Genomic DNA, 18,863 nt, shown 5'->3' on the forward strand with positions numbered 1-18,863 from the left:
AACGTCGCAGGGGTACGACGCACGGTTCCGAGGTACTTAACGGCGTTAAGCATCTCCGAGTTCTGGCACACGGTGCTGCAAGTCAATCGTTGTAGAAGTGCCAGCACAATGTCTCAAAAGCGCGCCCGGCGCAAGACCGGACGCGCTGTTCTTTGTTTGATCGTGTGTAGTTGGTACCGGCTCGTGATCAGCCGAACAGCTCCCCCGCGGCAGCCTTGCGGACGAGCAGGGCGGGCGGCTCGAACCGTTCGCCGTACGTCGCTGCCAGCGCGCGCGCCCGTTCGGTGAATGCGCTGAGTCCGTACGCGTTCACGTACTGCAACGCCCCGCCGTGCAGCGGCGGGAATCCGATGCCGAAGATCGACCCGATGTTGGCGTCCGGCACCGACCGCAGCACGCCCTCGTCCAGGCACTTCACGGTCTCCAGCGCCATCGCGAACAGCATCCGCTCCTGGAGATCGATCAGCGGTACGTCAGCCCCGGTTGGGAAGTGCTCCCACAGCCCCGGCCACAACCGCTTCGGCCCGTCCACCGGGTAGTCGTAGAACCCGGCGCCCGCGGCCTTCCCGCGACGGCCGAACTCGTTGACGAGCCGATCGGCGACGGCCATCCCCGGGTGCTCGTCGAACGCGCCGGCGCTGTCGCCGGCGGCCCGGGCCGCGTCGCGGATCTTCTGCGGCAGCGTCAGCGTGACCTCGTCCAGCATCGCCAGCGGCGGCGCGGGGAACCCCGCCTGGGTCGCGGCCCGTTCGATCATCACCGGGTCGACGCCCTCGGCGACCATCGCGGCGCCTTCCATCACCAGGGTGCCGAACACCCGCGAGGTGAAGAACCCGCGGCTGTCGTTGACCACGATCGGCGTCTTCTTGATCTGCCGTACGACGTCGTAGGCCTGCGCGATCGCCCGGTCCGAGGTCTTGGCGCCGGCGATCAGCTCGACCAGCGGCATCCGGTCCACCGGCGAGAAGAAGTGCATGCCGATGAAGTCGTCCGGCCGGTCGATGCCGTCGGCGAGCGCGGTGATCGGGAGCGTCGAGGTGTTCGAGCAGAGCAGTGCGTCCGGCTCGACCACGCCGGCGATCTCGGCGAACACCTTCTGCTTCAGCCCGCCGTCCTCGAACACGGCCTCGATCACCAGGTCGCAGCCGGCCAGATCGTTCGGGTCGCCGGTCGGCGTGATCCGGCTGAGGAATTCCTCCACCTCGGCCGCGGTCGTCCGGCCTTTGGCGACCTGCTTGGCCAGCAGCTTCTCGGAGTATTCCTTTCCGCGCGCGGCCGCCTCCAAAGAAACATCTTTGAGCACAACCTCGATACCGGCCTTGGCGCACACGTAAGCGATTCCGGCGCCCATCATCCCGGCCCCCAGTACGCCGACCTTGCGCGCCCGGTACGCCGGTACGCCGTCCGGCCGCGAGCCGCCGGCGTTGATCGACTGCAGGTCGAAGAAGAACGCCTGGATCATGTTCTTCGCGATCTGGCCGGTGGCGAGCGACACGAAGTACCGGGACTCGATCCGGGAGGCGGTCTCGAAGTCGACCTGGCTGCCCTCGACGGCGGCGCTCATGATCGCCCGCGGCGCCGGATACGGCGCGCCCTTAAGCTGCTTGCGCAGGTTCGCCGGGAACGCCGGCAGGAACGCGGCCAGCTTCGGCGAGGCCGGCGTACCGCCCGGGATCTTGTACCCGTCCCGGTCCCACGGCTGCTTCGCGTCACCGTCGTACGACGTGATCCACCGGCGCGCGGCGTCCAGCAGCTCGTCGGCAGGAACGACCTCGTCGACGATGCCGACCGACAACGCGTGCGCGGGCTTCATCCGCTGGCCCTGGAGCAGCACCTTCATCAGCGCGTCCTGCAGGCCGAGCATTCGCACCGTCCGGGTCACTCCCCCGCCGCCGGGCAGCAGGCCGAGCGTCACCTCCGGTACGCCGAGCTCAATACGGTTGTCGTCGGCAACGATCCGGTGGTGGCAGGCGAGCGCGATCTCCAGCCCGCCGCCGAGCGCCGACCCGTTGATCGCGGCAACCACCGGTACGCCGAGGGTCTCCAGGGCGCGCAGTTGCCGCTTGACCTCCTCGACCGTCTCGAACACCTGCGCGGCGTCCGACGGCTGGATCCGCGCGAGCTGCTGCAGATTCCCGCCGGCGAAGAACGTCGACTTGGCCGACGTCACGATCACGCCCTTGAGCAGCGCCTTCTCCGCGACCAGCCGCTCGACAGTCCGGCCCATCGCCTCGACGTACGCGTCGTTCATCGTGTTGGCCGACGCGTCGGGATCGTTCAGCGTCAGCGTGACCACGCCCGCGTCGTTCTTCCACTCGATCATGCGGCAAGCCTTTCGATGATCGTCGCGACGCCCATCCCGCCGCCGACGCACAGGGTGGCCAGTCCGTACCGGAGCTCACGCCGCTCCAGTTCGTCCAGCAGGGTTCCGATCAGCATCGCGCCGGTGGCGCCGAGCGGGTGCCCGAGGGCGATCGCGCCGCCGTTCACGTTCACCTTCTCGTGCGGTACGCCGAGATCCTTCATGAAGTGCATGACCGCCGCCGCGAACGCCTCGTTCATCTCGAACAGGTCGATGTCCGCCACGTCCAGCCCCGCGCGGGCCAGCGCCTTCCGGGCCGCCGGTGCCGGACCGGTCAGCATGATGGTCGGGTCCGCGCCGCTGACCCCGACCGAGACCACCCGGCCGCGCGGCGCCTGCCCGAGCGCCGCGCCGGCCTTCTCGTTGCCAACAGCAACCAGCGCGGCGCCGTCGACGATCCCGGACGAGTTGCCGGCGTGGTGCACGTGCTCGATCCGCTCGACGGTCAGGTACTTCTCCAGCGCCACCGAGTCGAACCCGCCGTGCTCCCCGATCGCCGCGAACGACAACGGCAGACCGGCCAGCGTCTCCACCGAGGTCCCCGGCCGGACCAGCTGGTCGTGGTCGAGGATCCGCAACCCGTTCCGATCCACCACCGGTACGACGGAACGCCCGAAGTACCCGTTCGCCCAGGCCTTCGCGGCGCGGGCGTGCGACTCCGCGGCGTACGCGTCGACGTCGGTCCGGGAGAAGCCGTCGATGGTCGCGATCAGGTCCGCGCTGATGCCCTGCGGGATGAACCCGGTCTGCAGCGCGGTCTCCGGGTCCATCGCCCAGGCGCCGCCGTCGGAGCCCATCGTGACCCGCGACATCGACTCGACACCGCCGGCCAGGATGAAGTCCTCCCACCCGGACCGCACCCGCTGCGCCGCCTGGTTGACGGCCTCCAGCCCGGACGCGCAGAACCGGTTCAGCTGCACGCCGCCGGTGGTCTCGGGGTAGCCGGCCATCAGTACGGCGGTCCGTGCGATGTCCATGCCCTGGTCGCCGATCGGCGTCACCACGCCGAGGACGACGTCGTCGACGGCGGCCGGGTCGAGGCCGGGGTGCCGGGTCCGCAGCTCGCCCAGCAGGCCGGTGATCAGCTGGATCGGCTTGACCTCGTGCAGCGCGCCGGCCGCTTTGCCCTTGCCGCGCGGTGTGCGGATCGCGTCGTACAGGAAGGCGTCACTCATGAGGCCGATTGTGACAGTTGTACTGTCATGATGGTCAAGTGCGGACCGTTATGATCTCCGCCATGTCCGAGGTGGCGGGGGACGCGACGTTGACGGTGGACGAGCTGTCGGCGCGCGTTGGAATGACAGTGCGAACGTTGCGGTTCTACGCGGGCCGGGGCCTGATCCCGCCGCCGATCCGCCGCGGCCGCGTGGGGTACTACGGCGCCGAGCACATCGCCCGGCTCGACCTGGTGCGGGAACTGCAGGCGCACGGGTTCACGCTGCAGGCGATCGAGGGGTACCTGGACCGGATCCCGTCCGACGCCACCCCGCAGGACATCGCGCTGCACCGGACGCTGCTGACGCCGTGGATGCGCGACCTCCCGGAGACCCTCGACCGGGCGGCCCTGGTACGGCGTACCGGCCGGGAGCTGAGCGACGACGACATCGAGATGCTGGTCGCGCTCGGAGTCGTGGAGCCGACGCCGGACGAGGACGTGTTCCAGGTGGCGACTGCGCACCTCAGCCTCGGCGTCGAACTGCTCGACCTGGACCTCCCGGTCGAGGCGGTGCTGGACGCCGGCCGGATCTTCACCGAGCACGGCCGGGCGATCGCCGAGGAGCTCACCGAGGTGTTCCGTACCAAGGTCTGGCCGCACTACCGCGACTCCGGCGGCCCGCCCGAACACATCCAGCACCTCGTCGAACGCTTCAAGCCCGTGACGATCCAGGGCCTCGTGCTCGCGTACGAACGTGCCGTCGGCGAGACCCAGCGGGACACGATCCGGCGTACGCAGAACAAGCCGCGCTAGTTCGGGATGCGCAGGTAGGTCAGCCCGCGGAGGTCCAGGTAGGTGTCGTTCGGAGTGGTGACCACGCGAAGGAGCACCGCGTCGCAGCCCGGGCAGCGGGCCACCGTGCCTGGGGCGTTGACGTACACGCGGGCCTCGGCGAACACGTTGGTCTGCCCGCAGCCGTCGCACTGGCCGATGGCGGCGGTGAGGTCCACGGCGAACAGTTCGCTCAGCGGTCCCGCCACGGCATTGCCGTCGAGGTGGTTCATCCGAAGCGCTCCGTTCTGACGCGGGCCGGGTCGTGCCCGGCTGCCACCAACAGGTCCGCGACCGCCTCCACAAAGGCCGTCGGACCACACACGTACGTCGTCGCGCCGTCATCGGGGCCGAACGCGTACCGCTCAAGCACGTCCGCGTCGATCCGGCCCACCCGCGACTCCCCCGCCGGTGCCTCGCGCGTGTAGACGAGATGTACGTCGACGTCGTCGGCGGCCGCAAGCTCCTTCAGGTCGCGGACGTAGATCACCGACTCCGGACGGCGAACGGAGTACAGGAGCCGCATCGGGGTCGACGTACCGGCAGCCGCTTGCAGCATCGACCGCAACGGCACGACGCCGGAGCCGCCGCCGATCAGCTGCACCGGGCCTTCCTGACCCGGCTTCCACACGAACCAGCCGCCAACCGGTCCGCGGATCTCCAGCGGGTCACCGGCCTTCAGCACGTCGACCAGGTACGGCGACACCTCGCCGTCCGGGACCTCTTCCACGGTCAGCTCGATCGTGCCCTCGGACCACGCGGACGCGATCGAGTACGACCGGGACGCGCGGTACCCGTCGTCAGCGGTCAGCCGTACGTCGAGGTGCTGCCCCGCGAGATGACCCGGCCAGTCCGGGACCTCCAGGACGATCGTGCGCGCCGTCGCGGTCTCCCGCCGTACGTCGGCCACCGTGGCGACCTGCCACGTCAGTCGCCGGCGTATCGCTGTTCTTTCCATGGGTCTCCGTACTCGTGGTAGCCGGCGGTCTCCCAGAAGCCGAGGTCCTCGGTGTCGGACAGCACCAGGCCGCGGACCCACTTGGCGCTCTTCCAGAAGTACAGGTGCGGGACGAGCAGCCGGGCCGGTCCGCCGTGCTCCGGGTCGAGCGGCTCACCGTCGTACTCGTAGGCGATCCAGGACTGCCCGTCGAGCAGGTCGTCGAGCGGCACGTTGGTCGTGTAGCCGCCGTAGCTGTGCGCCATCGCGAAGTCCGCGCCGGTCTCGACGTCCGCGAGCAACGTGTCCAGCGAGACGCCCTGCCAGCTCGTCTTCAGCTTCGACCAGCGGGTCACGCAGTGGATGTCCTTGGTGATCTCCTCGGACGGCAGCGCCATCAGCGCCGCCCAGTCCCACTTGTACTTCTCGCCGGTCTCGGTGGTGACCGTGAACTCCCAGTGCTCCGGCAGGATGTGCGGCGTCGGCCCGGCCGACAGCACCGGGAACTCGTGCGTCAGGTACTGCCCCGGCGGCAGCTCCGTGCCACCCCGCCGCCGTCCGGTGAACCCCGGGGACACGATCCCCATGGCGACCCTCCCTGTCCCTGTACGCAGGACTAGACTGCTACCTCTCGCTGCCCCGGACCTCGGTAGCCTCCGTTGCTGCCACCTGCCCCGAGGAAGCTCTGATGTGCGAATGGTACGGCGCTCGCCCGCCGGTGGACGAGTGAGGATCGCCGAAGCGGGTACCGGGTGGGCCGCGGCACCGAATCCGGCCGCCGTACGACAGTTCGAAGCACGTGTCCCGATGAGCCTTGCAACGCGTTCGAGGCCGCTACAGTTGAGTATCCGCCGAGCGGCGGAACGAACGTGGACGGGATGCGTGGATCTGGACCGGAGCGCCAGAGTGTGGGGGGCGATCAGAGCTACCGCGCACCGTGACGGCATGCCCCCGTCGCTGCAGCACGTGGTCCACGCCTGCGCGTCCGCCTTGTCCGCGGCCGGTGCCGGTTTCGCGATGACGCGAGGTGGCGGCGTCTGGGAGCCGCTGTTCTCCAGCGGTCCCGCCGCGACCGAGCTGGACGAGCTGCAGTTCACCCTCGGTGAAGGCCCCAGCGCCGAAGCCGTCACGAGCGGTGCGCCGATCCTCGAACCGGACCTGTCCGGGACGGGAGCCGACCGCCGCTGGCCCGTGTTCGCGGCCGGTGCCACCGAACGCGGGATCGGCGCCGCGTTCGCGTTCCCGGTCGGGTTCGGCGCGGCACAGGTCGGCGTACTGACCGTGTACCGCCACGAACGCGGCGCGCTGCCCGCGGAGTTGCTGCAGGACGCGCTGGTGTACGCCGACGCGCTCCTCGTCCTGACGCTCGACCACCGCAGCGGAATCGTGACCGACGCCGATCAACTGATCGAAGCCACGTTCTCGGCGCGGCGCGCGAAGGTCCACCAAGCCGTCGGAGTCGTGGCGGCGCAGCTTGCCGTCAGCATCACCGATGCCTTCGCTCGGCTGCGCGCCCACGCGTACAGCAGCGGGCAGTCCTTGCAGACGGTCGCCGCCGACGTGATGGCCGGCCGCCTTCGCCTCGAGGCCGACACGAAGGAGACAGGCTCCCAGCATGCCGAGTTGGAGCAGGAGGACGACTCATGAGCACATCTGACCGAAGAGTGCGGGAGGTGTTCATCGAGCTGTCCGACACCCTCGTCGCGGACTTCGACATCATCGAGTTCCTCGACCGGCTGACGGCCCGCTGCACCGAACTGCTGGACGTGGCGGCGTGCGGCATCCTGCTCGTCGACCACCACGGCGCGCTGAACCTGGTCGCCGCCTCCAGCGAACAGGCCCGGCTGATCGAGCTCGTCCAGCTCCAGAACCTCGAAGGACCGTGCCTGGACGCGTTCAAGGCCGGCGCTCCAGTGCACCACGCCGACCTCGGCGACGGCAGAAGTCCCTGGCCGCGTTTCGCGGAGGCGGCGGTGGACGGCGGATACCTGTCCGTGCAGGCGCTGCCGATGCGGCTGCGGGACACGACGCTAGGCGCCGTCAACCTGTTCAGCCGGGAGCCCGGTCCGCTGTCCGAGGAGACCGTCGTGCTCGGGCAGGCGCTGGCGGACGCGGCGACCATCGGGATCCTGCACCAGCGGGCGCTGGCCCACCAGGAAATCGTCACCGAACAACTGCAGAACGCGCTGAACAGCCGGATCCTGATCGAGCAGGCGAAGGGGTTCCTCAGCCACAGCATGTCGATCGCCCCCGACCAGGCGTTCTCCGCACTCCGCACCTACGCCCGCTCCACCAACCGCCGCCTCACCGACGTAGCCGCCGACGTCGTGCACGGCCGCCTCACGTTGCCCACCCCCACCACCGATTGAGTCAGCCGCTTCAAACGCCCGCACCCCTTCCCGGAGAGCGCCCTCCGTAGTTACTCTGTGTTGGCCTGTCCAACAAGCCCCAGCCCCCGGCCCGGACGCGCCGCGACCGCAGGGAGGGGTGACCGCGGCCCCAAGGCACCGGGTCCCGCCGCACACCACGACGGGACCCACCTCATTCATCGGGCCACGTGCAGTCCGCCGCCGCCAGTCAAGCGGAACTCCCTCGAGGCAGATCGACGTACCAGTTCGGGTCGTCGCATCAAACTCCAGTCCGCACAGCTGGAGCAGTTCGGGCCCGTGCTCTAGGCCTTGCGCAACTGCCGCGACGAGGCGATCGGACGGTCCTCGATGCCGAACAAGCCACGCCGGACCACGTGCGGTATCAGCACCTGCCTGACTCGCCGTTCCACCCGCAGGGCCGCCGTGTTGAGCGTCGGCCCCAGGTCGACATCACGGACGGTTCGTTGGCCGTGCTGTCGGTTCGTAGGCCGTGCTGTCGATCCGCGAAGGCGGACCGACACGCATCTGGGGCTACGTCGAGCACAGCAGCGCGGTATGGCGCGACCCCCGGTCGCCTGAGATCAGCGCCTTCCGGCTGCGTGAGCTGGTATCTAATCCTTCACCGATGGCGGAGTAATTAGCGACTCCATCCCCGACCGTCACCGCACATCGAATGCAACAGGCGCTCAACCTCTATCAATTTCCTTTCTGCTTCCCCCCTTCCTCCCCTCTTCTTTGATTCCTAAACAGATCTCCAGCCAAGCCCTCACACGAACACCAAAGGCGACCACATCTCCAAAATGTCTTTGTCTCCTTCCTTCCTTCCTTCCTTTCCTAGATGCCCATGGTTCTGCCGATTATTTCTTTCATTATTTCGGTGGTGCCGCCGTAGATGGTTTGGATTCGGGTGTCGAGGTAGGCCTTGGCGATGGGGTATTCGGTCATGAAGCCGTAGCCGCCGTGGAGTTGGAGGCAGCGGTCCACTACCTTTTTCTGGAGTTCGGTGGTCCACCACTTGGCCATGGCGGCTTCGGCCACAGTGAGGGTGCCGGCGTTGAGTTCCTGGATGCAGCGGTCCACGAAGACGCGGGCGATCTGGGTTTCGGTGGCCAGTTCGGCGAGGACGAAGCGGCTGTTCTGGAAGGAGCCGATGGGGCGGCCGAACGCCTTGCGGTCCTTCACGTAGGTGAGAGTGTCGGCGAGCATGTTCTCGCAGGCGGCGGCTGCGACCACCGCGATGGTCAGGCGTTCCTGCGGGAGCTTCTCCATCAGGTAGACGAAGCCCTTGCCCTCCTCGCCCAGCAGGTTCTCCACCGGCACCCGCACCTCGTCGAAGAAGAGTTCGGCAGTGTCCTGTGCCTTCAATCCGATCTTGTCGAGGTTGCGGCCACGCTCGAATCCGGGCATTCCGCGCTCGACCACGATCAGCGAAATACCTTGCGCACCGGCGGACGGATCGGTCTTGGCGACAACGATCACCAGGTCGGCGAGAATTCCGTTGGAAATAAAGGTCTTCTGGCCATTGAGGACATAGTGGTCGCCGTCGCGGCGCGCGGTGGTCTGAATTCCTTGCAGATCACTCCCGGCGCCCGGCTCGGTCATCGCGATCGCCGTGATCGTCTCCCCCGAGCAGAACGCCGGCAACCAGCGCTTCTTCTGTTCCTCGGTCGCGTAGTCGAGCAGGTACGCCGAGTTGATGTCGGTGTGGATCGTGAACCCGACCCCGCTCGCCCGCACCCGGGTCAGCTCCTCGATCAGTACGGCGTTGAACCGGAAGTCCCGCGCTCCGCCCCCGCCGTACTCCTCCGGCATCATGAATCCGAGCAGGCCCGCCGCCCCCGCGGCCTCCCACAGGGCGCGCGGAACGATGCCGGCCTCCTCCCACGCATCGTGGTGCGGGACGATCTCCTTGTCGCAGAACGCCCGGACGGTCTCCCGGAAGGCATCCTGATCGGCGTCGAAGAGCTGACGTTCCACGGGCGGTTCCTCTCAGAGTTGTACGGCTGCGCCGGACGCGAGCAGGCCGTCGATGTCGGCGATACCCCAGTCGGCCAAGGCCTCCCGGGTGTGCTCCCCCGGTCGCGCGGGCGGCCGGTCGAGCTGGGTCGGCGTACGGTCGAACCGTGGCGCGGGTGCCGCCTGCCGTACCCCGTCCACCTCCACAAAGGTGCCGCGGGCAACAAGATGCGGGTGGTCCGCGGCCATCGGCAGCACCGGCGCGACGCAGGCGTCCGATCCGTCGAAGACCGCGGTCCACTCCGCCTGCGTCCGTTCGCGGAACTTCTCGGTCAGCACCTTCCGCAGCTCCGGCCACTGCGCCGGCTCGTTCCTGTCGGGCGCATCCAGCCCAAGCTTGTCGATCAGCTCGGCGTAGAACTGTGGCTCAAGCGCCCCGACCGCGACATGCTTCCCGTCCGCGGTCTCGTATACGTCGTAGAACGGCGCACCGGTGTCCAGCAGATTCGTCCCACGCTCCTGCCGCCACGACCCGGCCGCCAACGCGCCGAGCAGCATCGTGGTCAGATGCGCGGACCCGTCGACGATCGCCGCGTCCACCACCTGCCCCTGCCCGCTCCGCCCCGCCTCGTGCAGCGCGGCGAGCACGCCGATCACCAGGTACAGCGAGCCGCCCGCGAAGTCGCCGAGCAGGTTCGCCGGCACCTGCGGCGGTCCGCCCGCGCGGCCGATCAGGTGCAGCGCGCCCGCGACGGCCAGGTAGTCGATGTCGTGACCGGCCGTCCGCGCCAGCGGCCCGTCCTGCCCCCACCCGGTCATCCGCCCGTACACCAGCCGCGGATTCACCGCGTGACAGTCCTCCGGCCCGAGCCCGAGCCGCTCGGCGACCCCGGGCCGGAACCCTTCGACGAGTACGTCGGCCTGCGCGACCAGCCGGCGTACGACGTCCACGGCGGCCGGCTGCTTCAGATCGAGCGCGGCGCTCCGCCGGCCGCGGTTCACCAGGTCCAGCTCCGGCGGCCCCATCGAGAGCCCGCCGCCGGGGCGGTCGATCCGCAGTACGTCGGCACCGAGCTCGGCGAGCAGCATGCACGCGAACGGTGCGGGGCCGATCCCGGCCAGCTCGACCACTTTCACGCCCTCGAGTGGACCCATACCGGCCATTGTGACAGTTCCACTGTCACGGTCGTCAAGTGAGCTTGCGCACTCCCGCCAGCGCACTCAGCGGAACCAGCGCCATCAGCCCCACACCAACCCCGAGCACAACCGACCAGCCTGGCTCGGCACCGTTCAGATGGCCGAGGTGGAAGACCAGGTGCGGCACCGAGAACGCCAGGTACGCCAGCAACGCGACCGCCACCAGCCAGCGCTCGAACCGGATCGCCGCCGCGGTCAGCACGATCCCGATCCCGAGCGTCGCGCTGCCGAAGTCGTGGAACAGGTGATCGTTGTACGGCGGATCCCAATCAACCGTCGGCACGTGGTCGTAGAACGTCTTCGGCAGAACCGTCAGCCACAGCCCGAGGATCAACTCGAACACCGCGAACACGATCAGCACCACCCGCGTATAGGCCCTCATCGCAGGTACTCCGCGAAGGTGATCTTCCCGTACGCCGGCCCGTCCACCGTCGCCTCCGCGGCAGCGAACGCCCCGAACGTCCTCCCCGGCACCCGCACCGGCAGCACCGCGCGCCGCACGGACCGCGCGTCCTTCCACAGCCGCGCCAACTCGACGACCGTACGCCGTTCCGGACCGCCGATGTCCGGGGCGCGACCGTTCAGCGGCGGCTGTTCGACGAGCTCGGCGAGCCGGACCGCGACCTCCTCGACCGCGATCGGCTGCAGCGTGACGGCCGGCGCGAGCACGGCGGGGAGGAACCGCTGGGCGCTGAGCACCTTGTCGACGAGGTTGTGGAACTGGGTCGCGCGGAGCACCGTGTACGGCACGCCCGACTCGGCGACCAGGCGCTCGGCCTCGAGCTTGTACCGGTAGTACGGCAACGGGATGCGGTCGATCCCGGCGATCGACATCACGATCAGGTGCCGTACGCCGGAGGCGGCGGCGAGCAGGTTCCGGGTCTGCACGACGTCCCGCTTGCCCTGGCTGGTGGCCAGGTGGACGACGACGTCGATCCCGTCGAAAGCCAGCCCTTGGCCGGTCGTGAGGTCGCCGACGACCCGATTCGGCCCGGGCCTCCGGCTCAGTACGCGCACCTGGTGTCCCTGGAGCCGGGCAACAGTCGGTCGGCCGAGCGTGCCGGTGCCGCCCGTGACGAGTATCGAGGTCATTCGCTTGGTGTCCTTTCCGTCACCAAGTCAGACCCGACAGCCCTCCGATCTGTGACAGCTGCCCGGTCGCGAACGCCAGCTTGTCCGGATTCATCACGAACTCCACGTGCGTGACGCCCTCCGCGCCGACGGCGATGAACGCGATCGCGACCACCCCGTCCGGCCCGGCGGCCACGAGGGCCGGGCCGCCGTTCGCCTCGGTCAGGTACGCCTGGACGTCGCCGCCGAAGCGGCGTACCGCACCGGACAGGTAGCGGGCGACCTTGTCCCGGCCGGTCACGACGTTGCGGGCCGCCGATACCTGGCCGCCGCTGTCGGCCCGCGACACCACGTCCGCGGCCAGCAACTGCTCCAGCTCCTCGAGCTCCCCCAGGCGGGCCGCCGCGATGAACCGCTCGACCAGTTTCCGCCAGCCCGCGCGGTCGACCGGTTGTTCGCGCCGCGGTTCGGCGGCGAGCTTCTTCCCGGCCCGGGACGCCAGCTGCCGCGCGTTCGCCTCTGACGTACCGATCAGCTCCGCCACGTCGCGGTACCCGTACGCAAAGGCCTCGTGCAACACGTACGCCGCCCGCTCGGCCGGGGTCAGCCGTTCGAGCATCAGCAGCAACGCGAACGACACCGACTCCCGCTCCGCGACGACCTCCAGCGGTCCGAGCGCGTCGAACTGCCCGGTCAGTACGGGCTCCGGCAGCCACTGGCCGACGTACGTCTCCCGCCGCGCGCGGGCCGAGGTGAGCTGCCTGATCGAGAGGTTCGTGACGACCTTGGCGAGGTAGCCGTCCGGGTCGCGGACCGTCGTACGGTCGACATCCTGCCAGCGCAGCCACGCGTCCTGGACGATCTCCTCGGCGTCGGTCGCGGTGCCGGTCATCCGGTACGCGATCCCGAACAGCCGGCCCCGCACCCGCTCGAACTCATCCATTGCGGAACGTCTCCGCCGCCCGCTGGATCGACGTGTAGAACTCGGACCAGCCGGCCTCGTCGAGCATGTCCGCGTCCCGGCCGCCCTGCCCGTCGATCAGCTCCCGCAGGATGTCCGCGTGCCCGGCATGGTGCGCGGTCTCGTCGACCACCCGCACCAGCAGGGCGCCGAACGTCGTACTGCGCTGGCTCTCCGCCCAGTGCGGCACTGACGCCGGGTGCTCGAGGTCGAGCTCGGCGATCGAGCGGTCGGAGTGCGCGCAGGCCTCCCGGTAGAGCCCGGTCAGGTACTCCGTCGACTCGTCCGCCGTCGCCCACATGTCGGCGCCACCCCAGACCGAACCGTCCGCCTCCCACGGCAGCTGTTCGCGCGGCGGGCGGCCGACGCTGGTGCCGAGGTAGACGTACTCGATGCCGGTCAGGTGCTTCACCAGCCCGAGCAGGTTCGTACCGGACGGGACCAGCGGGCGGCGGCGGTCGTACTCGCTCAGGCCGTCGAGCTTGGCGAGCATCAGCCCGCGGGTCGCCTGGAGGTAGTCCTGCAGCACGGTCTTCACGGCGCTCCCGGAGGTACGAAGGGGACCGACGGCGCGCCGTGCTCGATGAGGTGCAGGAGCGCGGCGGTGTCGGCGTACTCGTCGATCATGTCGGCCAACCGGTCCAGCCGATCCTCGCGCAGTCCCGCGAACGAGACAGTGCCGTCGGGCGCCGGTCTGCCGGTCAGCCCGGCGACCTCGGTGAGGAACGCGTGCCGCGCCGCGTCGTCGTCCAGCAACCCGTGCCAGATCGTCCCCCACACGTTCCCCGAACGGCAGCCGCCGGGGAACGGCACGACGCCACCGCCCGGGTCGCCTCCCGCGGTGTCGATCACCTCGACGGTCCCGTGGTGGATCTCGTACGCCGTCGCCGCCGGCCGCCGCAGCACCTTCTCACGGGCAAAGGTGGTTGCGACCGGCAACAACCCCAGTCCAGGGTGATCACCACCTGTCTCGACCGCATGCGGATCGGCGACGAATGATCCGAGCATTTGGTACCCGCCGCATATTCCCAGCACTGGAAGGCGGTTGGCGACCCTGGCCTGGAGGGCTTCGGCTAGGCCGGTGGTGCGGAGCCAGGCGAGGTCGGCGACGGTGGCTCGGGAGCCGGGGAGGACTACGAGGTCGGCGTCGCGGACCTCGGCCGGGCTGGTGGTGAAGAAGACGCTGTTGGTCGGCTCGGCGGCGAGCGCGTCGAGGTCCGTGAAGTTGCTGATCCGCGGGAACCGCACGACCGCGATCGTCAACAGCTCCCCCGAGGAGGTACGCCGTACCGGAATGTCCAGCGCGTCCTCGGAGTCCAGCCACAGCTCCGGCAGCCACGGCAGTACGCCGTACGTCGTCCGGCCGGTCGCCGAGGCGAGCATGTCGATCCCCGGCTGCAGCAACGACACGTCTCCGCGGAACTTGTTGATCAGGAACCCGCCGATCAACTCCTGATCCGCCGCGTCCAGCAGCGCGACGGTCCCGAACATCGACGCGAACACTCCCCCGCGATCGATGTCGCCGACCACGACCACCGGCGCGCGGGTGTGCTGCGCGAGGCCCATGTTCACGTAGTCCGACTGCCGCAGGTTGATCTCGGTCGGGCTGCCCGCGCCCTCGCTGATCACCACGTCGTACCGGGACGCGAGATCGTCGTACGCCGCGAACGCCGCCTTGGCCAGCTCCGCGCGTTCGGTGAGGAAGCCGCGCGCGGACAGCTCGCCCCACGGCTCCCCCATCAGCACGACGTGGCTGCGCCGGTCGCTGCCCGGTTTGAGCAGCACCGGGTTCATCGCGGCCTCGGGTTCGGCGCCGGCGGCAACGGCCTGGATCCACTGCGCGCGGCCGATCTCGGTGCCGTCGGCGCAGACCATCGAGTTGTTCGACATGTTCTGCGCCTTGTACGGCGCGACCCGCACGCCCTGCCGGGCCAGCCAGCGGCACAACCCGGTGACAACGGTCGTCTTCCCGGCGTCGGACGTCGTACCGGCGATCAGCAGCGAACCCATGTCAGCCGGCGAGCCGCAGCACGACGGCCGTCGGGAGCTTCGCGAGGTCGGCGCCGTCGAGCAGCAGCTTGGAGGCGCGTACGCCGCTGCCGATCACGACCGGGCCGGCGTTCGCGACCGCTTCGTCGACCAGCACCGGCCAGTCCGCGGGCAGGCCGATCGGCGTGATCCCGCCGTACTCCATGCCGGTCGTGCCGACCGCGTCGTCCTGGGCGGCGAACGAGATCTTCCGGACGCCGAGGTGCTTGCGGATCACGCCGTTCACGTCCGCCCGGTGCGTCGCGAGCACCATCACGGCGGCGTACGTCGACTCGCCGGCGCGCTTGCCGTGCACGATCACGCAGTTCGCCGACGCCGCCATCGGTACGTCGTACTCCGCGCAGAACGCGGCCGTGTCCGCGAGACCCGGATCGATCGCGACGGCGTACGCCGCGATGTCGCCGAGCGCCGCGCGGACCGGTGCCGCGAGCAACTCCGGTACGTCGGCCGCCGGCTGCCACTCGAGCTTGCCCAGCACCGGCCCGGTCATGCGGTCTTCACCAGGTCGGCGTACTCGGTGTGCTCGGCGAGGAAGTCCTGGTAGAACGGGCAGGCCGGCCGGACCTGCAGCCCGAGCGCCCGCGCGTCCTCGAGCGACTTGGTGGCGATCGTTCCGGCCACCCCGCGACCGCGGAACTCGGGCAGCGTCTCGGCGTGCAGGAAGGTGATCGCCCCGGGGTACAGCTTGTAGTCGACGAAGCCCATCAGGTTGCCGTCCGGGCCGACCGCCTCGTACCTGGACCGCTCCTTGGCGTCGACCACGCTGATCTCGTTCTCCATGCCCGCCACTCTAGTCAGGCCGGTAGATTGAACAGACGATGGAGCAGCACGACTGGCCTACTGAGTACGCCGAGCTGACGGCGGCCGACCGGCACGCCCCCTTGCCGCCCGCGGACCTCGACCGGCTCGCGGTCGCCGCGTTCGTCCTCGGCCGCGACGACGAGGTCGCCCAGTGCCGGGAACGCGCGTACGAAGGTCACCTGGCAGCCGGTGACCGCAGGCGCGCCGCCCGGACCGCGTTCTGGCTGGGCTTCCATCTGCAGAACCGCGGCGAGGTGGCGCACGCGGCCGGCTGGCGGGCGCGGATCGAGCGGCAGGTGGCCGACGACAGCGCCGAGTTCGCCGCGATGCGGCTGCAGGCCGACGCCGTCGCGCTGATGAAGGCCGGTGACGCGGCGACCGCGCTGCCGATGTTCGAGCAGTCGTCCGGGCTGACCGCCGACCCCGAACTGCTGGTCCTCGCCACGCTCGGCCGCGGCCGCTGCCTGATGATGACGGGCCGCGGAGCCGAGGCGCTCGCCGCCCTCGACGAGGCGATGGTGCACGTGACCGGCGGCCGGATCGGCCCCGAGGTCTCCGGCCTCGCGTACTGCGCGGTCGTCGACATCAGCATGCAGATGTACGACCTACGCCGCGCGCAGGAGTGGACCCGGGCGCTGACCGGCTGGTGTGACGCGCAGTCCGGTCTCGTGCCGTACCGCGGCGCCTGCCTGGTGCACCGGGCGGAGATCCTCCAACTGCGCGGCGCGTGGGCCGAGGCGGCGGATGCTGCCGAGGACGCCTGCCGCCGGTTGGCCGAGACCCAGGCGGGTGGCGACGCCTGGTACCGGCTGGCCGATGTGGAGCGCCAGCGCGGCCGGTACGCGGCCGCCGACCAGGCCTATCAGCAGGCAGCCGCTCACGGGGCCGAGGTCCAGCCCGGATTCGCCAGACTCCGGGCGGCGCAGGGCAACCAGGCCGCCGCGCTCGCCGGGCTCGAGCGCGCCTTGGCCGAGCAACCGCAGAACCGCCCGGACCTGCTGGCCGCTCGGGTCGACCTCGCGATCGACGCCGGCGACTACGACACCGCGCGGACGGCCGCCACCGAGCTGGCGACCCTCGCGGGCGCGGACTCGCCGTACCTGCAGGCCGTGGCGGCGTACGCCGAGGGCGCGGTCCGGATCGCGTGCGGCGACCCGCGCGAGGCGATCCCGCCGCTGCGGCGTGCCTGGGCACTGTGGCAGCAGCTGGACACGCCGTACGAAGCCGCCCGCACGCGACTCCTGGTGGCGCGCGCCTGCCGGGCGCTGGGCGACGGCGATGCCGCGCAGATGGAGATCGACGGCGCCCGCGCCGTGTTCGAGCGGCTCGGGGCGGTGGCCGACCTGGCCGCGCTCGACCCCGGCGGCCGGGCCGGCGGGCTGAGCCCGCGAGAGCTGGAAGTACTGCGATTGCTCGCCACCGGCGCCACCAACCGGGGCGTCGCCGAGCAGCTGTTCCTCAGCGAGCGGACCGTTGCCCGGCACGTCTCGAACATCTTCGGGAAGCTCGGGGTCTCCAGCCGCGCGGCCGCGACGGCGTACGCCTACTCGCACGGGCTGGTGTCTGGGTAGAAATGACCATGCCGCGACGGCCGTGATGGCGTGGTCGGTCGATGTCACGGCGGGGTCCGCGGTCCTACGTTGCTGGACAAGCGACGTACTGAGGGGGCTGTGATGGACAGGTTCGGGACTGTGGTGATCGGTGGTGGTCAGGCCGGTCTGGTGATGGGCTACTACCTGCGCCGGCTGGGCGAGCGCTTCGTGATCCTCGAAGCCGACCCGCGGATCGGTGACTCGTGGCGGCGCCGGTACGACGCACTCCGCCTGTTCAGCAGGCCCCGGTACGCGAGCCTGCCCGGCCTGCGGATCCCGGTGAAGGACTGCCCGACCCGCGACGAGATGGCCGACTACCTCGAGCGGTACGCCGCGCACTTCGAGCTGCCCGTGCACACCGGCGTCCAGGTGACCCGGGTGTCGCGGGACGCGCAGGGCTTCGTGGTGGACACCGGCTCCGGCGAGTACTTCGCCGACCGGGTCGTCGTCGCCTCCGGGTGGCACGTCGTACCGCACCGGCCGGCGTTCGCGGCCGAGCTCGATCCGGCGATCCGGCAGCTGCACTCGCTGGAGTACCGCAACCCGGGGCAGTTCGCGGACGGCGAGGTGCTGGTCGTTGGCGCGGCCAACTCGGGCACGGACATCGCGCTGGAGGCGGTCAGGACGCATCCGACCCGGCTCGCCGGCCGGCACCCCGGGCAGGTCCCGGTCGACATCGACACGCGCGTCGGACACCTCACGACACCGCTGGTGATGTTCGCGTTCAAGCACGTGCTGACTCGCCGTACGCCGATGGGCCGCAAGGTGATGGCCTCCATGCAGGGGCACGGGGTCAACCTGGTGCGGAACAAGATCGAGCAGGTCGAGGCGGCCGGCGTCGTACGGCACGGGAGGATCGAGTCGGTGCGGGACGGCTACCCGGTGACCGCGGACGGCGAGGTGCTGAGCGACGTACGGACGGTCGTCTGGTGCACCGGGTCCGGGCCGGACCACAGCTGGCTGGACCTGCCCGAAGGACCGCACACGCGCGGGATCTCGGACCAGGACCCGCGGCTGATGTACCTCGGCGCGGAGTTCCAGTTCGCGGTCGCGTCCGCGACGATCCAGGGGCTGGACCGGGACGCCCGGTACCTGATCCGGCACCTCCGGGACCGCCGGAACGCGGCGGTCCCGGCAGGGGTCACGCGACCTTGAGGTCGACCTTGATGTTGCCGCGGGTGGCGTTCGAGTACGGGCACACCTGGTGCGCCTGCGCGACCAGTTCCTCGGCGGCCGCGCGGTCCGCGATGCCGGGCAGGCTGACCACCATCGCGACCTCGAGACCGTACCCGGCGCCGCCGTTGATCGGGCCGATGCCGACCTCGGCCGTCACGGTCGAGCCCTCGACATCCTGACGGGTGCGGCGGGCGACCACCTTCAGCGCACTGTGGAAGCACGCCGCGTACCCGGCCGCGAACAGCTGCTCCGGGTTGGTGCCGTTGCCGTTGCCGCCCATCTCGACCGGCGGCGCGACGGTGACGGCGAGCTTGCCGTCGTCGGTCGCGACCTTGCCGTCCCGGCCGCCGTCCGCGGTGGCCTTGGCGGTGTACAGAACCTTCTCAACAGCGATCGTCATAGCTG

Annotated in this window: 20 protein-coding genes; 5 read left to right on the forward strand and 15 right to left on the reverse strand. The window is 70.0% G+C overall.

Annotation, left to right across the window (positions count from 1 at the left end; all coding sequences use genetic code 11):
• Positions 1-187: 187 nt before the first annotated feature.
• On the reverse strand, positions 188-2,323 hold the full coding sequence (locus ACQHIV_RS12405; protein WP_427893815.1) for a 3-hydroxyacyl-CoA dehydrogenase NAD-binding domain-containing protein: 2,136 nt from the start codon (positions 2,321-2,323) through the stop codon (positions 188-190).
• A complete protein-coding gene (locus ACQHIV_RS12410; protein ID WP_427893816.1) occupies positions 2,320-3,537 on the reverse strand; it encodes an acetyl-CoA C-acetyltransferase in 1,218 nt (405 codons plus the stop codon). The genes ACQHIV_RS12405 and ACQHIV_RS12410 overlap by 4 nt, the downstream gene beginning before the upstream one ends.
• A gap of 62 nt (positions 3,538-3,599) precedes the next feature.
• Here ACQHIV_RS12410 and ACQHIV_RS12415 point away from each other — a divergent pair, with 62 nt between their 5' ends.
• The gene (locus tag ACQHIV_RS12415) at positions 3,600-4,331 is read left to right on the forward strand and encodes a MerR family transcriptional regulator (RefSeq protein WP_427893818.1); all 732 of its coding nucleotides are present in this window, start codon (positions 3,600-3,602) and stop codon (positions 4,329-4,331) included.
• Here ACQHIV_RS12415 and ACQHIV_RS12420 read toward each other — a convergent pair.
• The 3 genes from ACQHIV_RS12420 to ACQHIV_RS12430 are packed head-to-tail and all read right to left on the reverse strand — an operon-like array spanning position 4,328 to position 5,873.
• The gene (locus ACQHIV_RS12420) at positions 4,328-4,582 is read right to left on the reverse strand and encodes a DUF6510 family protein (RefSeq protein WP_427893820.1); all 255 of its coding nucleotides are present in this window, start codon (positions 4,580-4,582) and stop codon (positions 4,328-4,330) included. The genes ACQHIV_RS12415 and ACQHIV_RS12420 overlap by 4 nt on opposite strands.
• On the reverse strand, positions 4,579-5,307 hold the full coding sequence (locus ACQHIV_RS12425; RefSeq protein ID WP_427893822.1) for a ferredoxin reductase: 729 nt from the start codon (positions 5,305-5,307) through the stop codon (positions 4,579-4,581). Before ACQHIV_RS12425 ends, ACQHIV_RS12420 begins: the two co-directional genes overlap by 4 nt.
• On the reverse strand, positions 5,277-5,873 hold the full coding sequence (locus ACQHIV_RS12430) for a sulfite oxidase-like oxidoreductase (protein ID WP_427893823.1): 597 nt from the start codon (positions 5,871-5,873) through the stop codon (positions 5,277-5,279). The genes ACQHIV_RS12425 and ACQHIV_RS12430 overlap by 31 nt, the downstream gene beginning before the upstream one ends.
• A gap of 358 nt (positions 5,874-6,231) precedes the next feature.
• On the opposite strand from ACQHIV_RS12430, the gene ACQHIV_RS12435 reads away from it, so the two are divergent.
• A complete protein-coding gene (locus ACQHIV_RS12435; RefSeq protein ID WP_427893825.1) occupies positions 6,232-6,933 on the forward strand; it encodes a GAF and ANTAR domain-containing protein in 702 nt (233 codons plus the stop codon).
• Complete coding sequence (locus ACQHIV_RS12440) at positions 6,930-7,655, forward strand: GAF and ANTAR domain-containing protein (RefSeq protein WP_427893827.1); 726 nt, start codon at positions 6,930-6,932, stop codon at positions 7,653-7,655. Before ACQHIV_RS12435 ends, ACQHIV_RS12440 begins: the two co-directional genes overlap by 4 nt.
• An 834-nt stretch (positions 7,656-8,489) precedes the next feature.
• On the opposite strand, the gene ACQHIV_RS12445 is transcribed toward ACQHIV_RS12440, so the two are convergent.
• The 9 genes from ACQHIV_RS12445 to ACQHIV_RS12485 are packed head-to-tail and all read right to left on the reverse strand — an operon-like array spanning position 8,490 to position 15,669.
• The gene (locus ACQHIV_RS12445; RefSeq protein ID WP_427893829.1) at positions 8,490-9,632 is read right to left on the reverse strand and encodes an acyl-CoA dehydrogenase family protein; all 1,143 of its coding nucleotides are present in this window, start codon (positions 9,630-9,632) and stop codon (positions 8,490-8,492) included.
• Between the two features lie 12 nt (positions 9,633-9,644).
• The gene (locus ACQHIV_RS12450) at positions 9,645-10,766 is read right to left on the reverse strand and encodes a CaiB/BaiF CoA transferase family protein (RefSeq protein ID WP_427893831.1); all 1,122 of its coding nucleotides are present in this window, start codon (positions 10,764-10,766) and stop codon (positions 9,645-9,647) included.
• A gap of 34 nt (positions 10,767-10,800) precedes the next feature.
• Positions 10,801-11,190, reverse strand: coding sequence for a DUF4345 family protein (locus tag ACQHIV_RS12455; protein ID WP_427893833.1), 390 nt, complete (start codon positions 11,188-11,190; stop codon positions 10,801-10,803).
• On the reverse strand, positions 11,187-11,900 hold the full coding sequence (locus tag ACQHIV_RS12460; protein WP_427893835.1) for an SDR family oxidoreductase: 714 nt from the start codon (positions 11,898-11,900) through the stop codon (positions 11,187-11,189). The genes ACQHIV_RS12455 and ACQHIV_RS12460 overlap by 4 nt, the downstream gene beginning before the upstream one ends.
• Positions 11,901-11,919: 19 nt before the next feature.
• Positions 11,920-12,822 carry an RNA polymerase sigma factor SigJ gene (gene sigJ, locus ACQHIV_RS12465; protein WP_427893837.1) on the reverse strand — a complete coding sequence of 301 codons (903 nt, stop codon included), beginning with the start codon at positions 12,820-12,822 and terminating at the stop codon, positions 11,920-11,922.
• Positions 12,815-13,378 carry a DinB family protein gene (locus ACQHIV_RS12470; protein WP_427893839.1) on the reverse strand — a complete coding sequence of 188 codons (564 nt, stop codon included), beginning with the start codon at positions 13,376-13,378 and terminating at the stop codon, positions 12,815-12,817. Before ACQHIV_RS12470 ends, sigJ begins: the two co-directional genes overlap by 8 nt.
• The gene (locus ACQHIV_RS12475) at positions 13,375-14,850 is read right to left on the reverse strand and encodes a cobyric acid synthase (RefSeq protein ID WP_427893841.1); all 1,476 of its coding nucleotides are present in this window, start codon (positions 14,848-14,850) and stop codon (positions 13,375-13,377) included. Before ACQHIV_RS12475 ends, ACQHIV_RS12470 begins: the two co-directional genes overlap by 4 nt.
• 1 nt (position 14,851) lies before the next feature.
• A complete protein-coding gene (locus ACQHIV_RS12480) occupies positions 14,852-15,379 on the reverse strand; it encodes a YbaK/EbsC family protein (RefSeq protein ID WP_427893842.1) in 528 nt (175 codons plus the stop codon).
• The gene (locus ACQHIV_RS12485; RefSeq protein ID WP_427893844.1) at positions 15,376-15,669 is read right to left on the reverse strand and encodes a GNAT family N-acetyltransferase; all 294 of its coding nucleotides are present in this window, start codon (positions 15,667-15,669) and stop codon (positions 15,376-15,378) included. Before ACQHIV_RS12485 ends, ACQHIV_RS12480 begins: the two co-directional genes overlap by 4 nt.
• A 38-nt stretch (positions 15,670-15,707) precedes the next feature.
• Between ACQHIV_RS12485 and ACQHIV_RS12490 the strand changes: the two genes are divergently transcribed.
• Positions 15,708-17,261 (forward strand): LuxR C-terminal-related transcriptional regulator, encoded by a 1,554-nt coding sequence (locus ACQHIV_RS12490; protein ID WP_427893846.1) that lies wholly within the window; start codon positions 15,708-15,710, stop codon positions 17,259-17,261.
• 102 nt (positions 17,262-17,363) lie between these two features.
• On the forward strand, positions 17,364-18,437 hold the full coding sequence (locus ACQHIV_RS12495; RefSeq protein WP_427893848.1) for a flavin-containing monooxygenase: 1,074 nt from the start codon (positions 17,364-17,366) through the stop codon (positions 18,435-18,437).
• On the opposite strand, the gene ACQHIV_RS12500 is transcribed toward ACQHIV_RS12495, so the two are convergent.
• Positions 18,424-18,858 carry an organic hydroperoxide resistance protein gene (locus ACQHIV_RS12500; protein ID WP_427893850.1) on the reverse strand — a complete coding sequence of 145 codons (435 nt, stop codon included), beginning with the start codon at positions 18,856-18,858 and terminating at the stop codon, positions 18,424-18,426. The two genes, ACQHIV_RS12495 and ACQHIV_RS12500, sit on opposite strands and share 14 nt — an antisense overlap.
• Between the last annotated feature and the right edge of the window lie 5 nt (positions 18,859-18,863).

This window comes from Kribbella polygonati, assembly GCF_050320105.1.
Lineage (GTDB): Bacteria > Actinomycetota > Actinomycetes > Propionibacteriales > Kribbellaceae > Kribbella.

Bases quoted from the DNA above. Each gene is read 5' to 3' on its own strand.
- ACQHIV_RS12405 (WP_427893815.1), bottom strand. From the start codon at position 2,323: ATGATCGAGTGGAAGAACGACGCGGGCGTGGTCACGCTGACGCTGAAC.
- ACQHIV_RS12410 (WP_427893816.1), bottom strand. From the start codon at position 3,537: ATGAGTGACGCCTTCCTGTACGACGCGATCCGCACACCGCGCGGCAAG.
- ACQHIV_RS12415 (WP_427893818.1), top strand. From the start codon at position 3,600: ATGTCCGAGGTGGCGGGGGACGCGACGTTGACGGTGGACGAGCTGTCG.
- ACQHIV_RS12420 (WP_427893820.1), bottom strand. From the start codon at position 4,582: ATGAACCACCTCGACGGCAATGCCGTGGCGGGACCGCTGAGCGAACTG.
- ACQHIV_RS12425 (WP_427893822.1), bottom strand. From the start codon at position 5,307: ATGGAAAGAACAGCGATACGCCGGCGACTGACGTGGCAGGTCGCCACG.
- ACQHIV_RS12430 (WP_427893823.1), bottom strand. From the start codon at position 5,873: ATGGGGATCGTGTCCCCGGGGTTCACCGGACGGCGGCGGGGTGGCACG.
- ACQHIV_RS12435 (WP_427893825.1), top strand. From the start codon at position 6,232: ATGCCCCCGTCGCTGCAGCACGTGGTCCACGCCTGCGCGTCCGCCTTG.
- ACQHIV_RS12440 (WP_427893827.1), top strand. From the start codon at position 6,930: ATGAGCACATCTGACCGAAGAGTGCGGGAGGTGTTCATCGAGCTGTCC.
- ACQHIV_RS12450 (WP_427893831.1), bottom strand. From the start codon at position 10,766: ATGGGTCCACTCGAGGGCGTGAAAGTGGTCGAGCTGGCCGGGATCGGC.
- ACQHIV_RS12455 (WP_427893833.1), bottom strand. From the start codon at position 11,190: ATGAGGGCCTATACGCGGGTGGTGCTGATCGTGTTCGCGGTGTTCGAG.
- ACQHIV_RS12460 (WP_427893835.1), bottom strand. From the start codon at position 11,900: ATGACCTCGATACTCGTCACGGGCGGCACCGGCACGCTCGGCCGACCG.
- sigJ (WP_427893837.1), bottom strand. From the start codon at position 12,822: ATGGATGAGTTCGAGCGGGTGCGGGGCCGGCTGTTCGGGATCGCGTAC.
- ACQHIV_RS12475 (WP_427893841.1), bottom strand. From the start codon at position 14,850: ATGGGTTCGCTGCTGATCGCCGGTACGACGTCCGACGCCGGGAAGACG.
- ACQHIV_RS12480 (WP_427893842.1), bottom strand. From the start codon at position 15,379: ATGACCGGGCCGGTGCTGGGCAAGCTCGAGTGGCAGCCGGCGGCCGAC.
- ACQHIV_RS12485 (WP_427893844.1), bottom strand. From the start codon at position 15,669: ATGGAGAACGAGATCAGCGTGGTCGACGCCAAGGAGCGGTCCAGGTAC.
- ACQHIV_RS12490 (WP_427893846.1), top strand. From the start codon at position 15,708: ATGGAGCAGCACGACTGGCCTACTGAGTACGCCGAGCTGACGGCGGCC.
- ACQHIV_RS12495 (WP_427893848.1), top strand. From the start codon at position 17,364: ATGGACAGGTTCGGGACTGTGGTGATCGGTGGTGGTCAGGCCGGTCTG.
- ACQHIV_RS12500 (WP_427893850.1), bottom strand. From the start codon at position 18,858: ATGACGATCGCTGTTGAGAAGGTTCTGTACACCGCCAAGGCCACCGCG.